Source organism: Bradyrhizobium sp. 132 (genome assembly GCF_023074185.1).
Lineage (GTDB): Bacteria > Pseudomonadota > Alphaproteobacteria > Rhizobiales > Xanthobacteraceae > Bradyrhizobium.
The window spans coordinates 40736-54953 of the sequence record NZ_JADPKY010000094.1 but is presented as its reverse complement, the minus strand read 5'-3'; the positions used below and the strand labels follow the sequence as shown (position 1 = coordinate 54953).

17 protein-coding genes are annotated in these 14218 nt (G+C 63.7%); 5 read left to right on the top strand and 12 right to left on the bottom strand.

Features of this window, described 5'->3' with window-relative positions; all coding sequences use genetic code 11:
• Positions 1-31 precede the first annotated feature (31 nt).
• The 3 genes from dctA to IVA74_RS16205 are packed head-to-tail and all read right to left on the bottom strand — an operon-like array spanning position 32 to position 2951.
• Positions 32-1330 carry a C4-dicarboxylate transporter DctA gene (gene dctA / locus IVA74_RS16215; protein WP_247345616.1) on the bottom strand — a complete coding sequence of 433 codons (1299 nt, stop codon included), beginning with the start codon at positions 1328-1330 and terminating at the stop codon, positions 32-34.
• Positions 1327-2211 (bottom strand): amidohydrolase family protein, encoded by an 885-nt coding sequence (locus IVA74_RS16210; protein ID WP_247346773.1) that lies wholly within the window; start codon positions 2209-2211, stop codon positions 1327-1329. Before IVA74_RS16210 ends, dctA begins: the two co-directional genes overlap by 4 nt.
• Positions 2212-2240: 29 nt before the next feature.
• Positions 2241-2951 (bottom strand): TetR family transcriptional regulator, encoded by a 711-nt coding sequence (locus tag IVA74_RS16205; RefSeq protein WP_247345613.1) that lies wholly within the window; start codon positions 2949-2951, stop codon positions 2241-2243.
• A gap of 117 nt (positions 2952-3068) precedes the next feature.
• Between IVA74_RS16205 and IVA74_RS16200 the strand changes: the two genes are divergently transcribed.
• From IVA74_RS16200 to IVA74_RS16190, 3 genes are all read left to right on the top strand, one after another.
• On the top strand, positions 3069-4049 hold the full coding sequence (locus IVA74_RS16200; RefSeq protein WP_247345610.1) for a tripartite tricarboxylate transporter substrate binding protein: 981 nt from the start codon (positions 3069-3071) through the stop codon (positions 4047-4049).
• 14 nt (positions 4050-4063) lie between these two features.
• Complete coding sequence (locus tag IVA74_RS16195) at positions 4064-4864, top strand: ABC transporter substrate-binding protein (RefSeq protein ID WP_247345606.1); 801 nt, start codon at positions 4064-4066, stop codon at positions 4862-4864.
• 91 nt (positions 4865-4955) lie between these two features.
• The gene (locus IVA74_RS16190; protein ID WP_247345603.1) at positions 4956-6206 is read left to right on the top strand and encodes a DUF763 domain-containing protein; all 1251 of its coding nucleotides are present in this window, start codon (positions 4956-4958) and stop codon (positions 6204-6206) included.
• A 38-nt stretch (positions 6207-6244) separates the two neighbouring features.
• Here the strand turns inward: IVA74_RS16190 and IVA74_RS16185 are convergent, their stop codons facing one another.
• From IVA74_RS16185 to IVA74_RS16165, 5 genes are all read right to left on the bottom strand, one after another.
• The gene (locus IVA74_RS16185; protein ID WP_247345599.1) at positions 6245-6496 is read right to left on the bottom strand and encodes a hypothetical protein; all 252 of its coding nucleotides are present in this window, start codon (positions 6494-6496) and stop codon (positions 6245-6247) included.
• A 25-nt stretch (positions 6497-6521) separates the two neighbouring features.
• Positions 6522-6785, bottom strand: coding sequence for a hypothetical protein (locus IVA74_RS16180; RefSeq protein WP_247345596.1), 264 nt, complete (start codon positions 6783-6785; stop codon positions 6522-6524).
• Positions 6786-6799: 14 nt separating this feature from the next.
• The gene (locus IVA74_RS16175) at positions 6800-7027 is read right to left on the bottom strand and encodes a hypothetical protein (RefSeq protein ID WP_247345594.1); all 228 of its coding nucleotides are present in this window, start codon (positions 7025-7027) and stop codon (positions 6800-6802) included.
• Positions 7028-7336: 309 nt separating this feature from the next.
• On the bottom strand, positions 7337-7663 hold the full coding sequence (locus tag IVA74_RS16170; RefSeq protein ID WP_247345589.1) for a hypothetical protein: 327 nt from the start codon (positions 7661-7663) through the stop codon (positions 7337-7339).
• Between the two features lie 106 nt (positions 7664-7769).
• Positions 7770-8543, bottom strand: a complete 774-nt coding sequence (locus IVA74_RS16165) for a ferredoxin--NADP reductase (protein ID WP_247345586.1) — start codon at positions 8541-8543, stop codon at positions 7770-7772.
• 156 nt (positions 8544-8699) lie between these two features.
• On the opposite strand from IVA74_RS16165, the gene IVA74_RS16160 reads away from it, so the two are divergent.
• Together IVA74_RS16160 and IVA74_RS16155 are read left to right on the top strand one after the other, a co-directional pair.
• Complete coding sequence (locus IVA74_RS16160) at positions 8700-9896, top strand: amidohydrolase family protein (RefSeq protein WP_247345583.1); 1197 nt, start codon at positions 8700-8702, stop codon at positions 9894-9896.
• A gap of 108 nt (positions 9897-10004) precedes the next feature.
• Entirely contained in the window at positions 10005-10217 is a 213-nt protein-coding gene (locus IVA74_RS16155; protein ID WP_247345579.1) for a hypothetical protein, read from the top strand.
• Positions 10218-10318: 101 nt separating this feature from the next.
• On the opposite strand, the gene IVA74_RS16150 is transcribed toward IVA74_RS16155, so the two are convergent.
• From IVA74_RS16150 to IVA74_RS16135, 4 genes are read right to left on the bottom strand one after another with little or no spacing between them, the layout of a single operon-like run.
• Complete coding sequence (locus IVA74_RS16150) at positions 10319-10774, bottom strand: MarR family transcriptional regulator (RefSeq protein WP_247345576.1); 456 nt, start codon at positions 10772-10774, stop codon at positions 10319-10321.
• A 16-nt stretch (positions 10775-10790) separates the two neighbouring features.
• Positions 10791-11495, bottom strand: coding sequence for an ABC transporter ATP-binding protein (locus tag IVA74_RS16145; protein WP_247345573.1), 705 nt, complete (start codon positions 11493-11495; stop codon positions 10791-10793).
• Positions 11492-12283 (bottom strand): ABC transporter ATP-binding protein, encoded by a 792-nt coding sequence (locus tag IVA74_RS16140; protein ID WP_247345569.1) that lies wholly within the window; start codon positions 12281-12283, stop codon positions 11492-11494. The genes IVA74_RS16145 and IVA74_RS16140 overlap by 4 nt, the downstream gene beginning before the upstream one ends.
• Positions 12280-14169: an ABC transporter permease gene (locus IVA74_RS16135; RefSeq protein WP_247345566.1), complete on the bottom strand. Its 1890-nt coding sequence runs from the start codon at positions 14167-14169 to the stop codon at positions 12280-12282. The genes IVA74_RS16140 and IVA74_RS16135 overlap by 4 nt, the downstream gene beginning before the upstream one ends.
• Between the last annotated feature and the right edge of the window lie 49 nt (positions 14170-14218).

The window sequence follows — 14218 nt, the reverse complement described above, 5'->3', positions numbered from 1 at the left end:
CCCTCTTTTGTTCGTAAGCGTCATCAGTTCATCAAGCAGCGGCAGCGGGTTCCTCACCGTTGAGCACGCGCTTCAGGCGTTCGCCATCGAGCGCGCCTTCCCATTTGGCAATCGCGATGGTCGCGACTGCGTTCCCGATCAAATTGGTCGGCGTCAGCCCCTGCGACATCAGGCGATGGATGCCGAGCACCAGCGCGACGCTCGTCACGGGAATGCTGCCGGTAGCCGACAGGGTCGCCGCCAGCACGACAAAGGCGGCGCCCGCGATTCCCGCCGCGCCCTTGGAGGTCACGAGCAGGATCAAGAGCAGCTCGATCTGCTCGGCGAGCCCGAGCGGCGTGTTGGTCGCCTGCGCCAGGAACATCGAGGCGGCGGCGAGATAGAGGCAGGTGCCGTCGAGATTGAAGGAATAGCCGGTCGGGATCACGAGCCCGACCACGCTCTTCTCGCAGCCGGCCGTCTCAAGCTTGGTCAGCATCCGCGGCAGCACCGTCTCGGATGATGTCGTGGCGATGCAGATCAGCAACTCTTCCCAGATGTAGCGGATCAGCTTGAGGAGCGAGAAGCCGCAGAGACGCGCAACGGGGCCGAGCGCCACGATGATGAAGATCGCGCAGGTGAAATAAAAGCCGCCCAGCAGCTTGCCGAGGGATGCCAGCGAGCCGACGCCGAACTTGCCGACCGTAAAGGCAATGGCGCCGAACGCACCGATCGGGGCCGCCCACATTACGAAACCGACGACGGCGAACACCATCTTGGCAGCGATGTCGATCAGATTGACCAGCGGCGCGGCCCGCTCGCCGAGTTGCACCAGCGCAAAGCCTGATAGCACCGAGATGAACAGAACCTGGAGGATGTTGCCCTCGGCAAAGGCGCCGATGAAGGTCGCCGGCACGATGTTGATCAGGAACGGCACGAAGCCGATCACGGCGGTCTGCTTGACATAGGGCTCGATCGCGCTGGCATTGATGCTGGCGGGATCGATGTTCATGCCGACGCCGGGCTTGAGCAGGTTGACCGCCACGAGGCCGATGATCAGCGCGATCGTGGTCATGACCTCGAAATAGACGATCGCCTTGACGGCGACGCGCCCGACACGGGCCATGTCGGCCATATGCGCGACGCCATGGACGACGGTGCAGAAGATGATCGGCGCGATCAGCATGCGGATCGCCTTGATGAAGGCGTCCCCAAGCGGCTGCATCTTGGCGCCCGCCTCGGGATTGACGATCCCTAGCGCAATGCCGGCCGCCATGGCGATGAGCACCTGGATCCAGAGCTCCTTCCACCAGGCGCGGCCGCGCGGCTTGTCGATCGCTAGCGCCGTCATTGGTCGAACCCGAACAGGCGCGCCGGATTGTCGACGAGGATCTTCTGCTGATACTCCGGCTCCGGCGCGAACAGCGGGATCAAATCGACGAGATCCCCGTCATTCGGCATCGCCTTGACATTGGGATGCGGCCAATCGGTGCCCCAGATGACACGGTCGGGCGCGGTCTCGACGATCTTTCGCGCGAACGGCACGGCGTCGGTGAACGGCGGACCGCTGGAGGACACCCGCTCCGAGCCGCAGATCTTGACCCAGCACTTCTCGTCGCGCTGCATCAGCTCGATCAGGATCTTGAACGGCAGCTGATCGAGCCCTTCCGATGCCTTCACCCGTCCCATATGGTCGATGGTGTAGCTGAGCGGCAGCTTCGCCAGCATGTCGGCATATTCGGGCAGGTCGATCGCGTCGAAATGCAGGTCGATGTGCCAGCCGAGCGGCGTGACCATCGCGACCACCCGATTGAACACGCTTTTGTCGGGAACGCCGCCGAGATGGCGGACGAAATTGAAGCGGCAGCCGCGGAAGCCGCCCTCGTGCAGCACGTGAAGCCCGCGCTCGGTGATGGTGTCGTCGATATTGGCAACCGCGCGATAGGCGCCGTTACTCTGCGCGATGGCATCGAGCGCCACCGCGTTGTCGGTGCCGTGCACACTGGCATTGACGATGACGGCACGCTCAACGCCGAGCTTGGCATGCAGCGCGCGGAAATCCTCGAGCGGCGCATCCGGCGGCGTGTAGGAGCGGTCCGGCGCGTAAGGGTATTTCGCGCCGGGTCCGAAGATGTGGCAATGCGCGTCGCAGGACAGCTTCGGCAGCTTGAACTTCGGCGTGCGCGTGTTCGGGTCGGGCGGCGGAATGGTCGGCGTGTACATCATTGCCATCAGATAAACCGCCGAACGAGACCGCGTCTTCAAGTCTTGCTGCTGACGACCGGTCGTCGCCGTGCCGGCGCGGCCTGATCGAGCGCCGGCGCCTGGAACGCGGCCACCGTGGCCTGCACCAATTGCTCGATGGCGCTGGCGGCATCGTTGCCGTCGGCCTCGCCGCGCGACAGGCGCGAGACGCGATCCGGCGTCACCAGCGAGTAATAGAGCGCGCCGAGCAGGAAGTGGCTGCGCCAGACGATGTCGGTGCGCGGAAGGTGCGGCAGGCTGTCGTGGATCGCATCGATGAAGGCGTGGCTGGTGTCGTCGAAAGTCTGCGCGATGATTTTGCGCGTGACCTCGTTGCCCTCCGCAGACATCACCGCGCGAAGCCGCGTGAACCGCGCCCCGCCCCCGGCGAGATCGCTGCCCGAGGTGAAGGCCGGCGCGACATAGGCCCGCACCACCGCTTCCAGCCGATCCTGGAGATCGCGCACGCGCCTGGCGGCTGCGAGCAGCTCGGAACGACGCAAATTCATCGGCCCGCAATGGCGCCGGTAGATCTCCAGCAGCAGGCCGTCCTTGGTCTTGAAATGATAGGTGACGCTGCCGGGATTGGCGCCGGCGGCCTGTGCGATATCGCGCACCGATACGGCATTGAAGCCGTTGGTGGCGAACAGCTCCTCGGCCGCGGCGAGGATCGCCTCGCGCATGTTCGGCTTGCGGGCCGTTTCCTTGCTGGTGGGCTTGCGTACCATGTGATTTGTACTATCGTACAAAAGATCAGGTCTCGTCAACAAGAACCATGGGCAGCGTCCGGACGGCTCGAAAGAGCGACGGTCAGCGCGCGAAGGCCCGCAATGGAGTGCTGGAAAATGCTGGGTTTGAACAAGAAGATCGGCGGCTTGATGCTGGGTGCCGGTCTGCTGCTGGCGGGCGGCGCCGCGCAGGCGGCTGACAATTATCCGAGCAAGCCGGTTCACATCCTCGTCCCTTACGCGGCCGGCGGCGCGGTCGACGTGCTCGCGCGCACGCTGAGCCAGGCGCTGGCGAAGACCTGGGGCCAACAGCCTGTGGTCGACAATCGCCCCGGCGCCGGCGGCATCGTCGCCTCGCAGGCACTGACGCAGGCCGCGCCTGACGGCTACACGCTGATCCTGGTCGCGAGTGGCCATCCGCTCAACCAGTTCATCTATCCGAGCGTGCCTTACGACACGTTCAAGGACTTCACCGCGATCACCGAGGTCGCCTCCTCGCCGCTCGCGATCGTCGTCGCCAAGGACAGCCCCTACAAGACGCTCGGTGATCTCCTCGCTGCAGCGAAGAAGGAGCCGGACAAGCTCTCCTACGGCATGTCCGGCAACGGCACCTCGGCGCATCTCGCCGGTGAGCTGTTGAAACACATGTCCGGCACCAAGATCGTCGCGATCCCCTACAAGGGCGGCGCGCCCGCGCTGACCGCAGTGATCGCCGGCGACATCCCGCTCAGTATCAATCCGCTTGCGGAAGCCATCGCCCAGCTCGAAGGCGGCCCGGTGCGCGCGCTCGCGGTGACCTCGGCGGAACGCTCCAAGGCGCTCCCCAATGTTCCGACTGTCGCCGAGTCCGGCGTATCCGGTTACGATGTCTCGGTCTGGTGGGGCGTTCTTGGCCCGGCAAAAATGCCGCCGGAGATCGTGGCGAAGCTCGAGACCGATCTGAAGGCGGCGCTGCAGGATGCGAACGTGCTGTCGACGCTCGGCAAGATCGGCGCTGCCCCGGTCGGCTCCTCGTCCAAGGATTTCGACGCCTACATGCACGCCGAGGCAACCAAATGGGAGCCGGTGCTGAAGGCCGCCGACATTCGCGCGCAGTGAGGCGGGCTCATCACATGAGGACCTCGTCCGGACACCTTGCCCGCTCAGCCTTGCTCGCGGTTACTATCATCAGCCTGCTCGGCGCGCCTGCGCACGCCGACGGTGAAGCAAAACTACTGGCACCCACCGGAACGTTGCGCGTCGGCATCTATCCGGGCAGCCCGACCTCGATGGTAACAGACGCGGCCGGCACGTCGCACGGCCTCGCCTACGATCTCGGCGGCAAGCTGGCAAAACGGCTCGGCGTTCCCATCGACTATGTCAGGTTCCAGCGCGTTGCCGACATCGTCACCGCGATCCATGACGGCCAGGTCGACTTCACCGTGACCAATGCCACGCCGGCCCGCGCCAACGAGGTCAGCTTCAGCCAGCCCGTGCTGGCGATCGAACTCGGTTTCTTGGTGCCGGCGAACTCGCCGATCGGCAAGGTCGAGGATATCGACAAGCCAGGCGTGAAGATCGGCGTCACCAAAGGCTCGACCTCCGAGCGCACGCTGCCGGCGAAATTCAAGAACGCGACCATCGTTGCCGCTGAAAGCGTCAAGGTTGCCATCGCCATGTTCGGCCGCGGCGAGATCGATCTCTACGCCACCAACAAGCCCACGCTGTTCGAGTTCTCCGATCAGATGCCGGGCGCGAAAATCCTCGACGGCAATTGGGGCGCCGAGCATATGGCCATCGCGATCCCCAAAGGACGCGAGGAGGCGCTGCCTCTGCTCAACCGCTTCGTGACGGACGAGCAGTCGTCCGGCGCGCTCGACACGATTCAGCAGCAGGCAGGCTTGCGCGGCGCCACGAAGGCCACGCGCCAATAGCTCAATGCAATGCAGCATCCCTTAGCGCGGGTTCGCGCGCGAAGTCGGGTTAGGTGCAAGCGTCACCGAACTGGGCTATTTCTAGGCAATCATGACTCGACGTACCGGCAGCGCTGATCTTCCTCTTCACAACGGACGGGTTCCGCCGTGGCTTGCGAGCCGCATGGCCTCACTGGGCGCGATCGTGACTCAGGCGATCGTGCATCATTATGGCCGTGACGCATTCCTCCAACGGCTCTCGCATCCGTTCTGGTTCCAGTCGTTTGGTGCCGTGATGGGAATGGACTGGCACTCCTCGGGCATCACGACCTCGGTGATCGGCGCATTGAAGCGCGGACTCGGACCGCTTCAGGACGAACTCGGCATCTATGTCTGCGGCGGTCGCGGCCAGCATTCGCGCAAGACGCCGGACGAGCTGTTGCAGCTCGGCGACCGCGTCGGCTTCGACGGCGCGAAACTCACGCGTGCGAGTCGCCTCGTGGCGAAGGTTGACAGCGCCGCGGTCCAGGACGGATTCGACCTTTATCTGCACGGCTTCTTCGTCACCGCCGATGCCAAATGGACCGTGGTGCAGCAGGGCATGAACGGCGACACGCGGCAGGCCCGCCGCTATCACTGGCATTCCGAGGCGTTGAAGAGTTTTGTCGACACGCCGCACAGCGCGATCGACGGGCCGCTGCAAGGCGAAATCGTTAATCTCACCGACCATCGCGCCGATGTCTCGCGCACTGCGCAGCTCGAACTCCTGAGCGATCTCGGCCCGGATCGCATCGTCTGCGAATTCGAGCGACTCACCGGGACCGCGTCCGAGCCGGCGCAAGCCATGCTGCCGCACCTGATCATGCCAGCCCACCACGACGTGCGGCCGAAGGACGTGTTCGCGCGCCGCCTGCACGGCACACTCGCAGCCGCCGCCGAGCGCGGCCCGGTCGATTTTCCGGAGCTGCTGCTGACGCCCGGCGTCGGCGCACGTACCGTGCGCTCGCTAGCGATGGTGGCCGAGGTGGTGCACGGCGCGCCTTATCGCTTCAACGACCCTGCGCGCTTCTCGCTCGCCCATGGCGGCAAGGACCGGCATCCCTACCCTGTCCCGATCAAGATCTACGACGAGACCATTCGCGTGCTGAAAGGTGCGATCCAGAACGCAAAGCTCGGACGCGAGGAAGAGATGCAGGCGATCAACCGCCTCGACGACCAAGCGCGGCGGCTGGAGCGCACCGCAAGCGGGCCATCGGTCGAAGCCTATATCGCCGGAGAGCGTGCGGCCTCGCCCGATCTCGACGGCCGTTCCGTGTTCGGCTGGGAACGCGACCTGGCATCGACAAAAAAACGGACCGGTTGAAAAACCGGTCCGCAAGTTGCTCGGGAGGAATGTCTCGCTTAGGGCTCCTCGCCCTCTTTATCCTCATCCTCGCCCGCGAGCCGGTTGGCCGAGTGATCCTGATATTGTTCGGTCTGGATGGACTTACCGTCCATGCCGCGAATGTCCGAGTGCTGTGCCTTGTCGCGGTTGGATAGCACCACGTTGTCGCCGATCTTGTCCTTCGGAACTTCGGTCAAGGCACCCGTGCCGTCGCCCTTGCCATGCATGCCCGATCTGAAATGCGTCTTGCTGCCATGCCCACCTGGCATCGGTCTCTCCTCTTGCGTCTTGCGTTCAGTGCTTCTCTTGTGCCGGTGTCGGCTTCGGTGGCTTGTGGCCGCTCTGGCCGGCATCGTTGTGCTTGTTGTGGTCGCTCTCCTGGTTGAGACCACCCCGGCTCACCGGGAACTCGCTCTGTCGCGCTTGCCGATTGACGTGATGGACGGCGTTATTTTCGGGGTTCTGGCCGATCGCCTTGTCGAGCTCACGCTGATCTGGAACGTCCGGCTTCCGTTCGAGAATGCGCAGCTGCTGCTCATGCGTCTTGTTGCCTTGCATAGTACCTCCAGTCGTCAGCGACGAGGCCGATGGGAACCGCCGCGCGCGACGTTCTTGTCGATGCCGCCGACCGCGTTGACGTCATTTTCGAGATCACCCTGGATCGTGTTCTCGCCTATGATCTCCTCGAAATCCTCAGCCGACGCGCCAGCCATGGTCACACCCTTGGATGCGCCGATCAGGGGATTTTCGTGGATGTCTTTCTCGCTCGGGGTGTAGAGCTTGGGTTGCTTGTTGCTCATCGTCGGCTTCCTGCATTCGTGATGTCGTAACAACAGAGGCCGCCGCTAGCCGTTCCTGTCGAATGCATGACATCGCGTTACGATCCGGCAAGGAAATCCGGCAAGGGAACGCCAGATCCTTAACCGCCGCGCGCGACGACATGTCGAGCCGGTCGGACCTGCTCCGGGCGAGACTTAGTTAGAGCGGGAGTTGGCCGATCGACTGGAGATGCGGCAATCTGCGGCAACGAGCCTGCAAGATCGCACCGCCCGGACAGAGGGCGGAACCGAGACCAGCTTGTCCTTATAGATGGAACGGGGACGAAAAGCCTATCGTCGTTCCGGCGAGCGCGGCCCAGCCTTGCGCTGCCGCTGATTGGAGTAGGCGTCCCAATTGCTCCAGCTGCCGTTGCTGAGGCTTTGCAGATCGGTGGTGAGCGGACGGCGCGTGCGCTTGTCGTGATCGGCGACCGCGCGCTCGGATTGTGCGATCTTGCGCTTGAGTTCCCCAATCGCCTTCTGAGTCTGGCCGCTCCGCTTCGAGGCTGCGATCTCGCCCATCGTGAAGCGCGCGGTCTCGAGCGCCTTCAGCTCGGCGCGATTCTTCTTCAATTGAACCCGGTGCCAGGCAATGTTGCTGTCGCTGTCCGCAACCATGTGGGAACTCCGCTGATTCGTTCCCACAGTGTATCGCGTGCCGAATCGGCGCCGCAACGGGCTCCCGGCGGCGGAACTACGGTCTTATTGCGAGACAATCCCGGGCCTAGCGCTCGGCGAAGGCCTTTTCGACCACAAATTGGGCCGGCTCGCCGTGATTGCCTTCGACAAGGCCCCGCTCGCCAAGGAGCACGCGGGTATCCGCCACCAGCGCCGGGCTGCCGCAGATCATGACGCGGTCGTGGGCGGCTTCCAGTGCCGGCAGGCCAATATCGGCGAACAGCTTGCCTGACGTGATGAGGTCCGTGATGCGGCCGCGGTTGCGGAAGGGGTCGCGGGTCACGGTCGGATAGTAAATCAGCTGAGCGCGGATGTACTCGCCGATCAGATCGTCATTCGGCAGCGTCTTGGTGATCATCTCACCATAGGCGAGCTCCTTCACGTGCCTGCAGCCGTGCAGCAGCACGACTTTCTCGAACCGCTCATAGGTCTCGGGATCCTTGATCACGCTCAGGAACGGTGCGAGGCCCGTGCCGGTGCCGATCAAATAGAGGTTTCGTCCCTCCTCCAGATTGTCGATCACGAGCGTGCCGGTGGCCTTGCGGCTGACGATGATCTCGTCGCCTTCCTTCAGATGCTGAAGCCGCGAGGTGAGCGGGCCGTCCGCCACCTTGATCGAGAAGAACTCCAGCGTATCCTCGTAATTGGCGCTGGCGACGCTGTAGGCCCGCAGCAACGACTTCTCGCCGACCTTGAGCCCGATCATGGTGAACTCGCCGTTGCGGAAGCGGAAGGTCGGGCTGCGCGTGGTCTTGAAAGAGAACAGCGTGTCGGTCCAGTGGTGGACGCTCAAAACGCTTTCCTGATTGAAATTGCTCATCTCACCCTTCCGTGGCGCTTCCGTGCGGTTCCGAGGCGGTCAGCTATGCGTCGTTTGTACACGATCATTTGTACACTAATGAATAATCCGACTTGATCCCACGGTCAAGGCTGCCCAAGATCGAGAGCGTTGCAGTTAAGGATAAGGACCCATTCCATGGCGCATGACGCACCCCAGGCCACCGGACCCTCGAAGCTCGTGATCCGAAATATCGGCCTGATCCTGTCCGGCGCGCTGGAAAAGCCGATCCTGGACGGCGACACGATCGTCGCCGAGAACGGCAAGATCACCGCGATCGGCCGCTTCAAAGACCTCAACACCGAAGGCGCCACCACCATCGTCGAGGCCAACGGCACCACGGTGGCGCCGGGACTGATCGACAGCCATGTCCACCCGGTTGCAGGCGACTGGACGCCCCGCCAGAACCAGATCGGCTGGATCGACAGCAATTTGCATGGCGGCGTCACCACGATGATTTCCGCCGGCGAAGTGCATATGCCCGGCCGGCCGCGCGACGTCGTCGGCCTGAAGGCGATGGCAATCTTCGCCCAGCGCGCATTCTGGAATCTGCGGCCTGGCGGCGTGAAGGTTCATGCCGGCGCGCCCGTGATCGAATGCGAGATGGTCGAGGAGGATTTCAAGGAGCTGGCCGCAGCCGGCGTCAAGCTGCTCGGCGAAGTGGGCCTGGGCGGCGTCAAGGACGGCCCTACCGCGCGAAAAATGGTCGGCTGGGCCCGCAAATACGGCATCCAGAGCACGATCCACACCGGCGGCCCCTCGATCCCCGGCTCCGGCCTGATTGACAAGGACGTGGTGCTGGAGGCCGACACCGACGTGGTCGGCCATATCAATGGCGGTCACACAGCCCTTCCCGACGACCAGATCCGTTGCATCTGCGAGGGCTGCAAGCGCGGCCTCGAACTGGTGCACAACGGCAATGAGCGCTCGGCGCTGTTCACGCTGCGCATTGCGCGCGAGATGAACGATTTGCACCGCGTCATCCTCGGCACCGACGCGCCGGCCGGCTCCGGCGTGCAGCCGCTTGGCATTCTGCGCATGGTCTCGATGCTGTCCTCGCTCGGCGATTTGCCGGCCGAGCTCGCCTTTTGTCTCGCCACCGGCAACACCGCGCGTATGCGCGAGCTCGATTGCGGCCTCATCGAAGTGGGCCGTTCCGCCGACTTCGTGATCATGGACAAGGCGCAGCACTCGGCCGGCAAGAACATTCTGGACAGCATCCAGCTCGGCGACCTCCCCGGCATCGGCATGACCATCATCGACGGCATCGTGCGCACCCAGCGCAGCCGCAACACCCCGCCGGCGGGGAAAGTGCCGGAGGTGGTCGGGAAGTAATGTCGATCGACCTCGGGAAATTGCGTCAAAGCGTATCTGACGAAATCAACAATTACGTCTACCCCTACTCGGGCGTAGAGATCGGCAATCCAAAGAGCCCTGAGTGGATTGCCGACCAGCTTCGTCAGATCCGCATTGGTCAATCCCTATTGGACCACCGTCGGCAACGACCGCTGCGTCATCGTCGCCGACGACGGACGCAACCATTGCTTGGCGTACAGCTCCAAGCTCGACGAATACTTTCTCCTCCTACGCAAGAATGGTTCGCTGATCGACATCAATGTCTACGGCGATGCCGTTGGTTGCTTTATGGCGCGTTAGTGCCGTAGGTTGGCAACGCGGAGCGTACCCACCATTAAACGCTTGAAATCTGCAGACGTGGTGGGCACGGCGCAAGCGCGCCTTTGCCCACGAGACCGAATTCACCGCAGCCTGTTCAACAGCGACATCAGCATCTCGCGCTCCTTGGCGTCGAGCGGCGCCAGCGTCTCCCGCGTGATCGCGAGCGCGCTCGGCGCTACTTTCTCCGCAAGTTGCTGCCCGGCGCGCGTCAGGCTGACCAGCAGCCGCCGCCCGTCTTCAGGATCCTGGCTCGTCTCGGTCAATCCGCGCGCCGTCAAACGATCGATCACGCCCTTGATGGTCGCGACGTCCATGGCCGTCAGCCGTCCGAGCTGGTTCTGCGAACATGGTCCGGTCTCTACGAGCTTCGACAGCGCAGCCCATTGAGTCGGCGTGATATTGGTGCCGATCTCGCGAGAGAAGATCGCGCTGTGGCGCTGCCAGACCTGGCGCAGAATGAAGCCGACCTGCTCGTCGAGCACGTAAGAGGGCTTTGCCGGTTTGACGCCCTTCTTCACCGCGACACTTCTCGCCATCAGCTCCCCTTGCCCCTCACAACGACAAATGCGCGTCGCGGATGTCCGGACGCGCGTCGAGCTCGGCCATGGTGCCGCCGAAACAGATGCGGCCGCGCTCAATGATATAGGCGCGATCGGAGATCAACCGCGCGAAATGCAGATTCTGCTCGGAGACGACGATGCTGACGCCTTCCTTCTTCATGGTCAGGATGGCCTCGACCATCTGCTCCACGATCTTCGGCGACAGGCCTTCCGAGGGCTCGTCGAGCAGCACCAGCGACGGATTGCCCATCAGCGTGCGTGCAATGGTGAGCATCTGCTGCTCGCCGCCGCTCATGCGGCCGCCCGGGCGATTTTTCATCTCGCCCAGATTTGGGAACAAGGCGAACAACTTGTCGCGAGTCCAGTGCGGCGCGTTCGGACGCTTGGGCTGGCGGCCGACTTCGAGATTCTCTTCCACCGTCAAATCAGTGAAGATGCGCCGCTCTTCGGGAACGTAGCCAAGCCCATCCCGCACGATCTCATGTGTAGGACGTGCAGAGACATCTCTGCCTTCGAACATGATGCGTCCCGTTCGTTGCGCGACGAGGCCGACGATCGAGCGGAACGTCGTCGACTTGCCGGCCCCGTTGCGCCCGAGCAGCGCCACCACCTCGCCCTCGCCGACCTCGAAGCCGATGTCGAACAGGATATGGGCCGGGCCGTAATGACTGTTGAGGTCCTGCACCGTGAGCTTCATGCTGATGCTCCCTCGCGATGCCCGGCATCGTAAAGCAGACCCTCGCCGAGATAGACCGCCTGCACCTGCGGATTGCCGCGGACCTCGGCCGGTGAGCCTTCCGCGATCAGCGTGCCGCGATTGAGCACGATGATGCGGTCGGCGTGCTCGAACACCACGTCCATGTCGTGTTCGGTGAAGAGCACGCCGATTGCTTTCTCCCTCGCGATCTGCGCGGTCAGCCGCATCAGATCGACACGCTCGCGCGGCGCCATGCCGGCGGTCGGCTCGTCCATCAGCAGCAGCTTCGGCTGGTTGGCCAGGGCGACAGCCAGCTCGAGCCGCTTGAGATCGCCATAGGCCAGCTCGCCACAGGGACGATCCGCGTAACCGCCCATGCCGACCAGCTCGAGCAGGCGGCCGGCTTCGCCGCGATCGTAGCTCGGGGCCGATCCCCAGAGATTCAACAATTGTTTTCCGTGCGAGATCAGTGCGACCTGCACGTTCTCGCGCACCGTCATGGTCGCGAAGGTCGCGGTGATCTGGAAGGTCCGGCCGACGCCCATCCGCCAGATCTCGCGCGGCTTCCTGCCGGTGGTGTCCTCGCCAAGCAGGCGCACGTGACCAGTATCAGGCCTGTTCTGGCCGTTGAGCATGTCGAAGCAGGTGCTCTTGCCGGCGCCGTTCGGTCCGATCAGCGCCAAAATCTCGCCGGCGCGCAGCGAGAACGAGACGCCGCGCACGGCGTGGACGCCGCCATAGGATTTGGTGAGACCTTCGACCGCGAGAAGTGGGGGGGCGACACTCATTCGGCGGACTCGATCGGCTTGGCCAGCAAGGGTGATCCCGGTGGCGATGCCTTCCCGCGGCGCTGCGCCAGCATCTCCAGCATGCCGACGATGCCCTTGGGGAAGACGACGACGATCAGAACGATGAAGCCGCCGAGCACGAGTTTTGACAGGTCGGTCTGGCTGATCAGCCAGATGTTCAAAGCCTTGTAGACGATGGCGCCGATCACCCCCCCCGACACCGTCTCGACGCCGCCCAGCAGCACCATGACCAGCGCATCGACCGAGAGCGAGATGCCGAGATTGTCCGGGAAGACACTGCCCTTCAGGTAGGCGAACAACGCGCCGCCGATTCCGGCAGTTGTGCCCGCGATCACGAACGCCGTCCACTGCATCCGCTTGACGTTGATGCCGACGGCCTCGCTGCGCAGCGCCGAATCGCGTGTCCCCCTGAGGGCGTAGCCGAACGGCGAGAACACCATGGCCCGTAGCGCGATCGTCACGAGCGCCGCAACGCCGAGCGACAACCAATAGAAGTTCGATGGGCTGGCCGCCCATTTTTCCGGCCAGACGCCCAGAATGCCGTTGTCGCCGCCTGTTACGCTCACCCACTGGAATGCGATCGACCACACGATCTGTGCGAAGGCGAGCGTGAGCATCGCGAAATAGACGCCGGAGAGCTGCACCGCGAAGAAGCCGAACACGGCGGCGCCCATGCAGCCCAGCAGCGGCCCGAGCAACAAGCACACGATCATCGGCAACCCCGCCATCTTGGCGAGGAAGGCGACGCCGTAGGCTCCGAGGCCGAAATAGGCGGCGTGGCCAAAGGACGCGAGCCCGCCGACCGACATCAGGAAATGCAGGCTGACGGCGAAGATCACGAAGATCGCGATCTCGGAGCCGACGGTGAGCGCGTAGTTGCCGGCGAACAACGGCAGCGTTGCCGCCACGATGAGCGCTGCGAGCGCGGCCAGCCGCTCATTCGACGTCAGCGGCCGCCAGGGATTGACGGTGAGACCCGGCGTCTTGCGCGCGGGGGCCTCCGGTTTGCCGAACAGGCCCCAGGGCCGCACGATCAGCACCGCCGCCATCACCAGGAAGACCAGAATGATGGAGATTTTTGGAAAGATCAGGATGCCGAAGGCGTTGAGTTCCGACACCAGCACCGCCGCGACGAAGGCGCCGATGATGCTGCCGAGACCGCCGATCACGACCACGACGAAGACCTCGACGATGATGCGCAAATCCATCGCGTGATGCACGGCATCGCGCGGGATCTGGAGCGCACCACCCACCGCAGCGAGGAAAACGCCGACTGCAAACACGCTCGTGAACAGCCATTTCTGATTGACGCCGAGCGCTGCGACCATGTCGCGGTCCTGCGTCGCGGCGCGTACCAGCACGCCCCAGCGTGTGCGCTGGAACAAAAGCCAGAGAACGCCGAGCACCACCGGGCTGAGCGCGATCAGGAACAAATCATAGCTCGGGATGTGCTGGCCGAAGAAATCAATCGCCCCCCTGAAGCCGGGCGCGCGGCGGCCGACGAGATCATCGGGACCCCAGATCAGCACGACGAGGTCCTCGACCATCAAGGTCAGGCCGAAGGTCGCGAGCAGCTGAAACAGTTCGGGTGCGTGATAGATGCGCCGGAGCAGCACCATCTCGACAATGACACCGATCACTGCCACGGCAAGCGCCGCCATGACGATCCCGCCCCAGAAGCCGAACGTCCCCGACAGGCGCTCGGTGAGCGTGAATGCGATATAGGCGCCGATCATGTAGAAGGCGCCGTGCGCGAAATTCACGATCCGCGTCACGCCAAAGATGATCGACAGGCCCGACGCCACCAGGAACAGCGACGCTGCGCTGGCGAGACCGGTCAGAAACTGTACGACATAAAAGGCCATCGGCGGTCCGGGTTAAGCGTAAGTCGCGATATTGGGCTTCATCCTTCGA

Coding starts and splice junctions, on each gene's coding strand:
- dctA (WP_247345616.1), bottom strand. CDS start 1,330: ATGACGGCGCTAGCGATCGACAAGCCGCGCGGCCGCGCCTGGTGGAAG.
- IVA74_RS16210 (WP_247346773.1), bottom strand. CDS start 2,211: ATGGCAATGATGTACACGCCGACCATTCCGCCGCCCGACCCGAACACG.
- IVA74_RS16205 (WP_247345613.1), bottom strand. CDS start 2,951: ATGGTACGCAAGCCCACCAGCAAGGAAACGGCCCGCAAGCCGAACATG.
- IVA74_RS16200 (WP_247345610.1), top strand. CDS start 3,069: ATGCTGGGTTTGAACAAGAAGATCGGCGGCTTGATGCTGGGTGCCGGT.
- IVA74_RS16195 (WP_247345606.1), top strand. CDS start 4,064: ATGAGGACCTCGTCCGGACACCTTGCCCGCTCAGCCTTGCTCGCGGTT.
- IVA74_RS16190 (WP_247345603.1), top strand. CDS start 4,956: ATGACTCGACGTACCGGCAGCGCTGATCTTCCTCTTCACAACGGACGG.
- IVA74_RS16185 (WP_247345599.1), bottom strand. CDS start 6,496: ATGCCAGGTGGGCATGGCAGCAAGACGCATTTCAGATCGGGCATGCAT.
- IVA74_RS16180 (WP_247345596.1), bottom strand. CDS start 6,785: ATGCAAGGCAACAAGACGCATGAGCAGCAGCTGCGCATTCTCGAACGG.
- IVA74_RS16175 (WP_247345594.1), bottom strand. CDS start 7,027: ATGAGCAACAAGCAACCCAAGCTCTACACCCCGAGCGAGAAAGACATC.
- IVA74_RS16170 (WP_247345589.1), bottom strand. CDS start 7,663: ATGGTTGCGGACAGCGACAGCAACATTGCCTGGCACCGGGTTCAATTG.
- IVA74_RS16165 (WP_247345586.1), bottom strand. CDS start 8,543: ATGAGCAATTTCAATCAGGAAAGCGTTTTGAGCGTCCACCACTGGACC.
- IVA74_RS16160 (WP_247345583.1), top strand. CDS start 8,700: ATGGCGCATGACGCACCCCAGGCCACCGGACCCTCGAAGCTCGTGATC.
- IVA74_RS16150 (WP_247345576.1), bottom strand. CDS start 10,774: ATGGCGAGAAGTGTCGCGGTGAAGAAGGGCGTCAAACCGGCAAAGCCC.
- IVA74_RS16145 (WP_247345573.1), bottom strand. CDS start 11,495: ATGAAGCTCACGGTGCAGGACCTCAACAGTCATTACGGCCCGGCCCAT.
- IVA74_RS16140 (WP_247345569.1), bottom strand. CDS start 12,283: ATGAGTGTCGCCCCCCCACTTCTCGCGGTCGAAGGTCTCACCAAATCC.
- IVA74_RS16135 (WP_247345566.1), bottom strand. CDS start 14,169: ATGGCCTTTTATGTCGTACAGTTTCTGACCGGTCTCGCCAGCGCAGCG.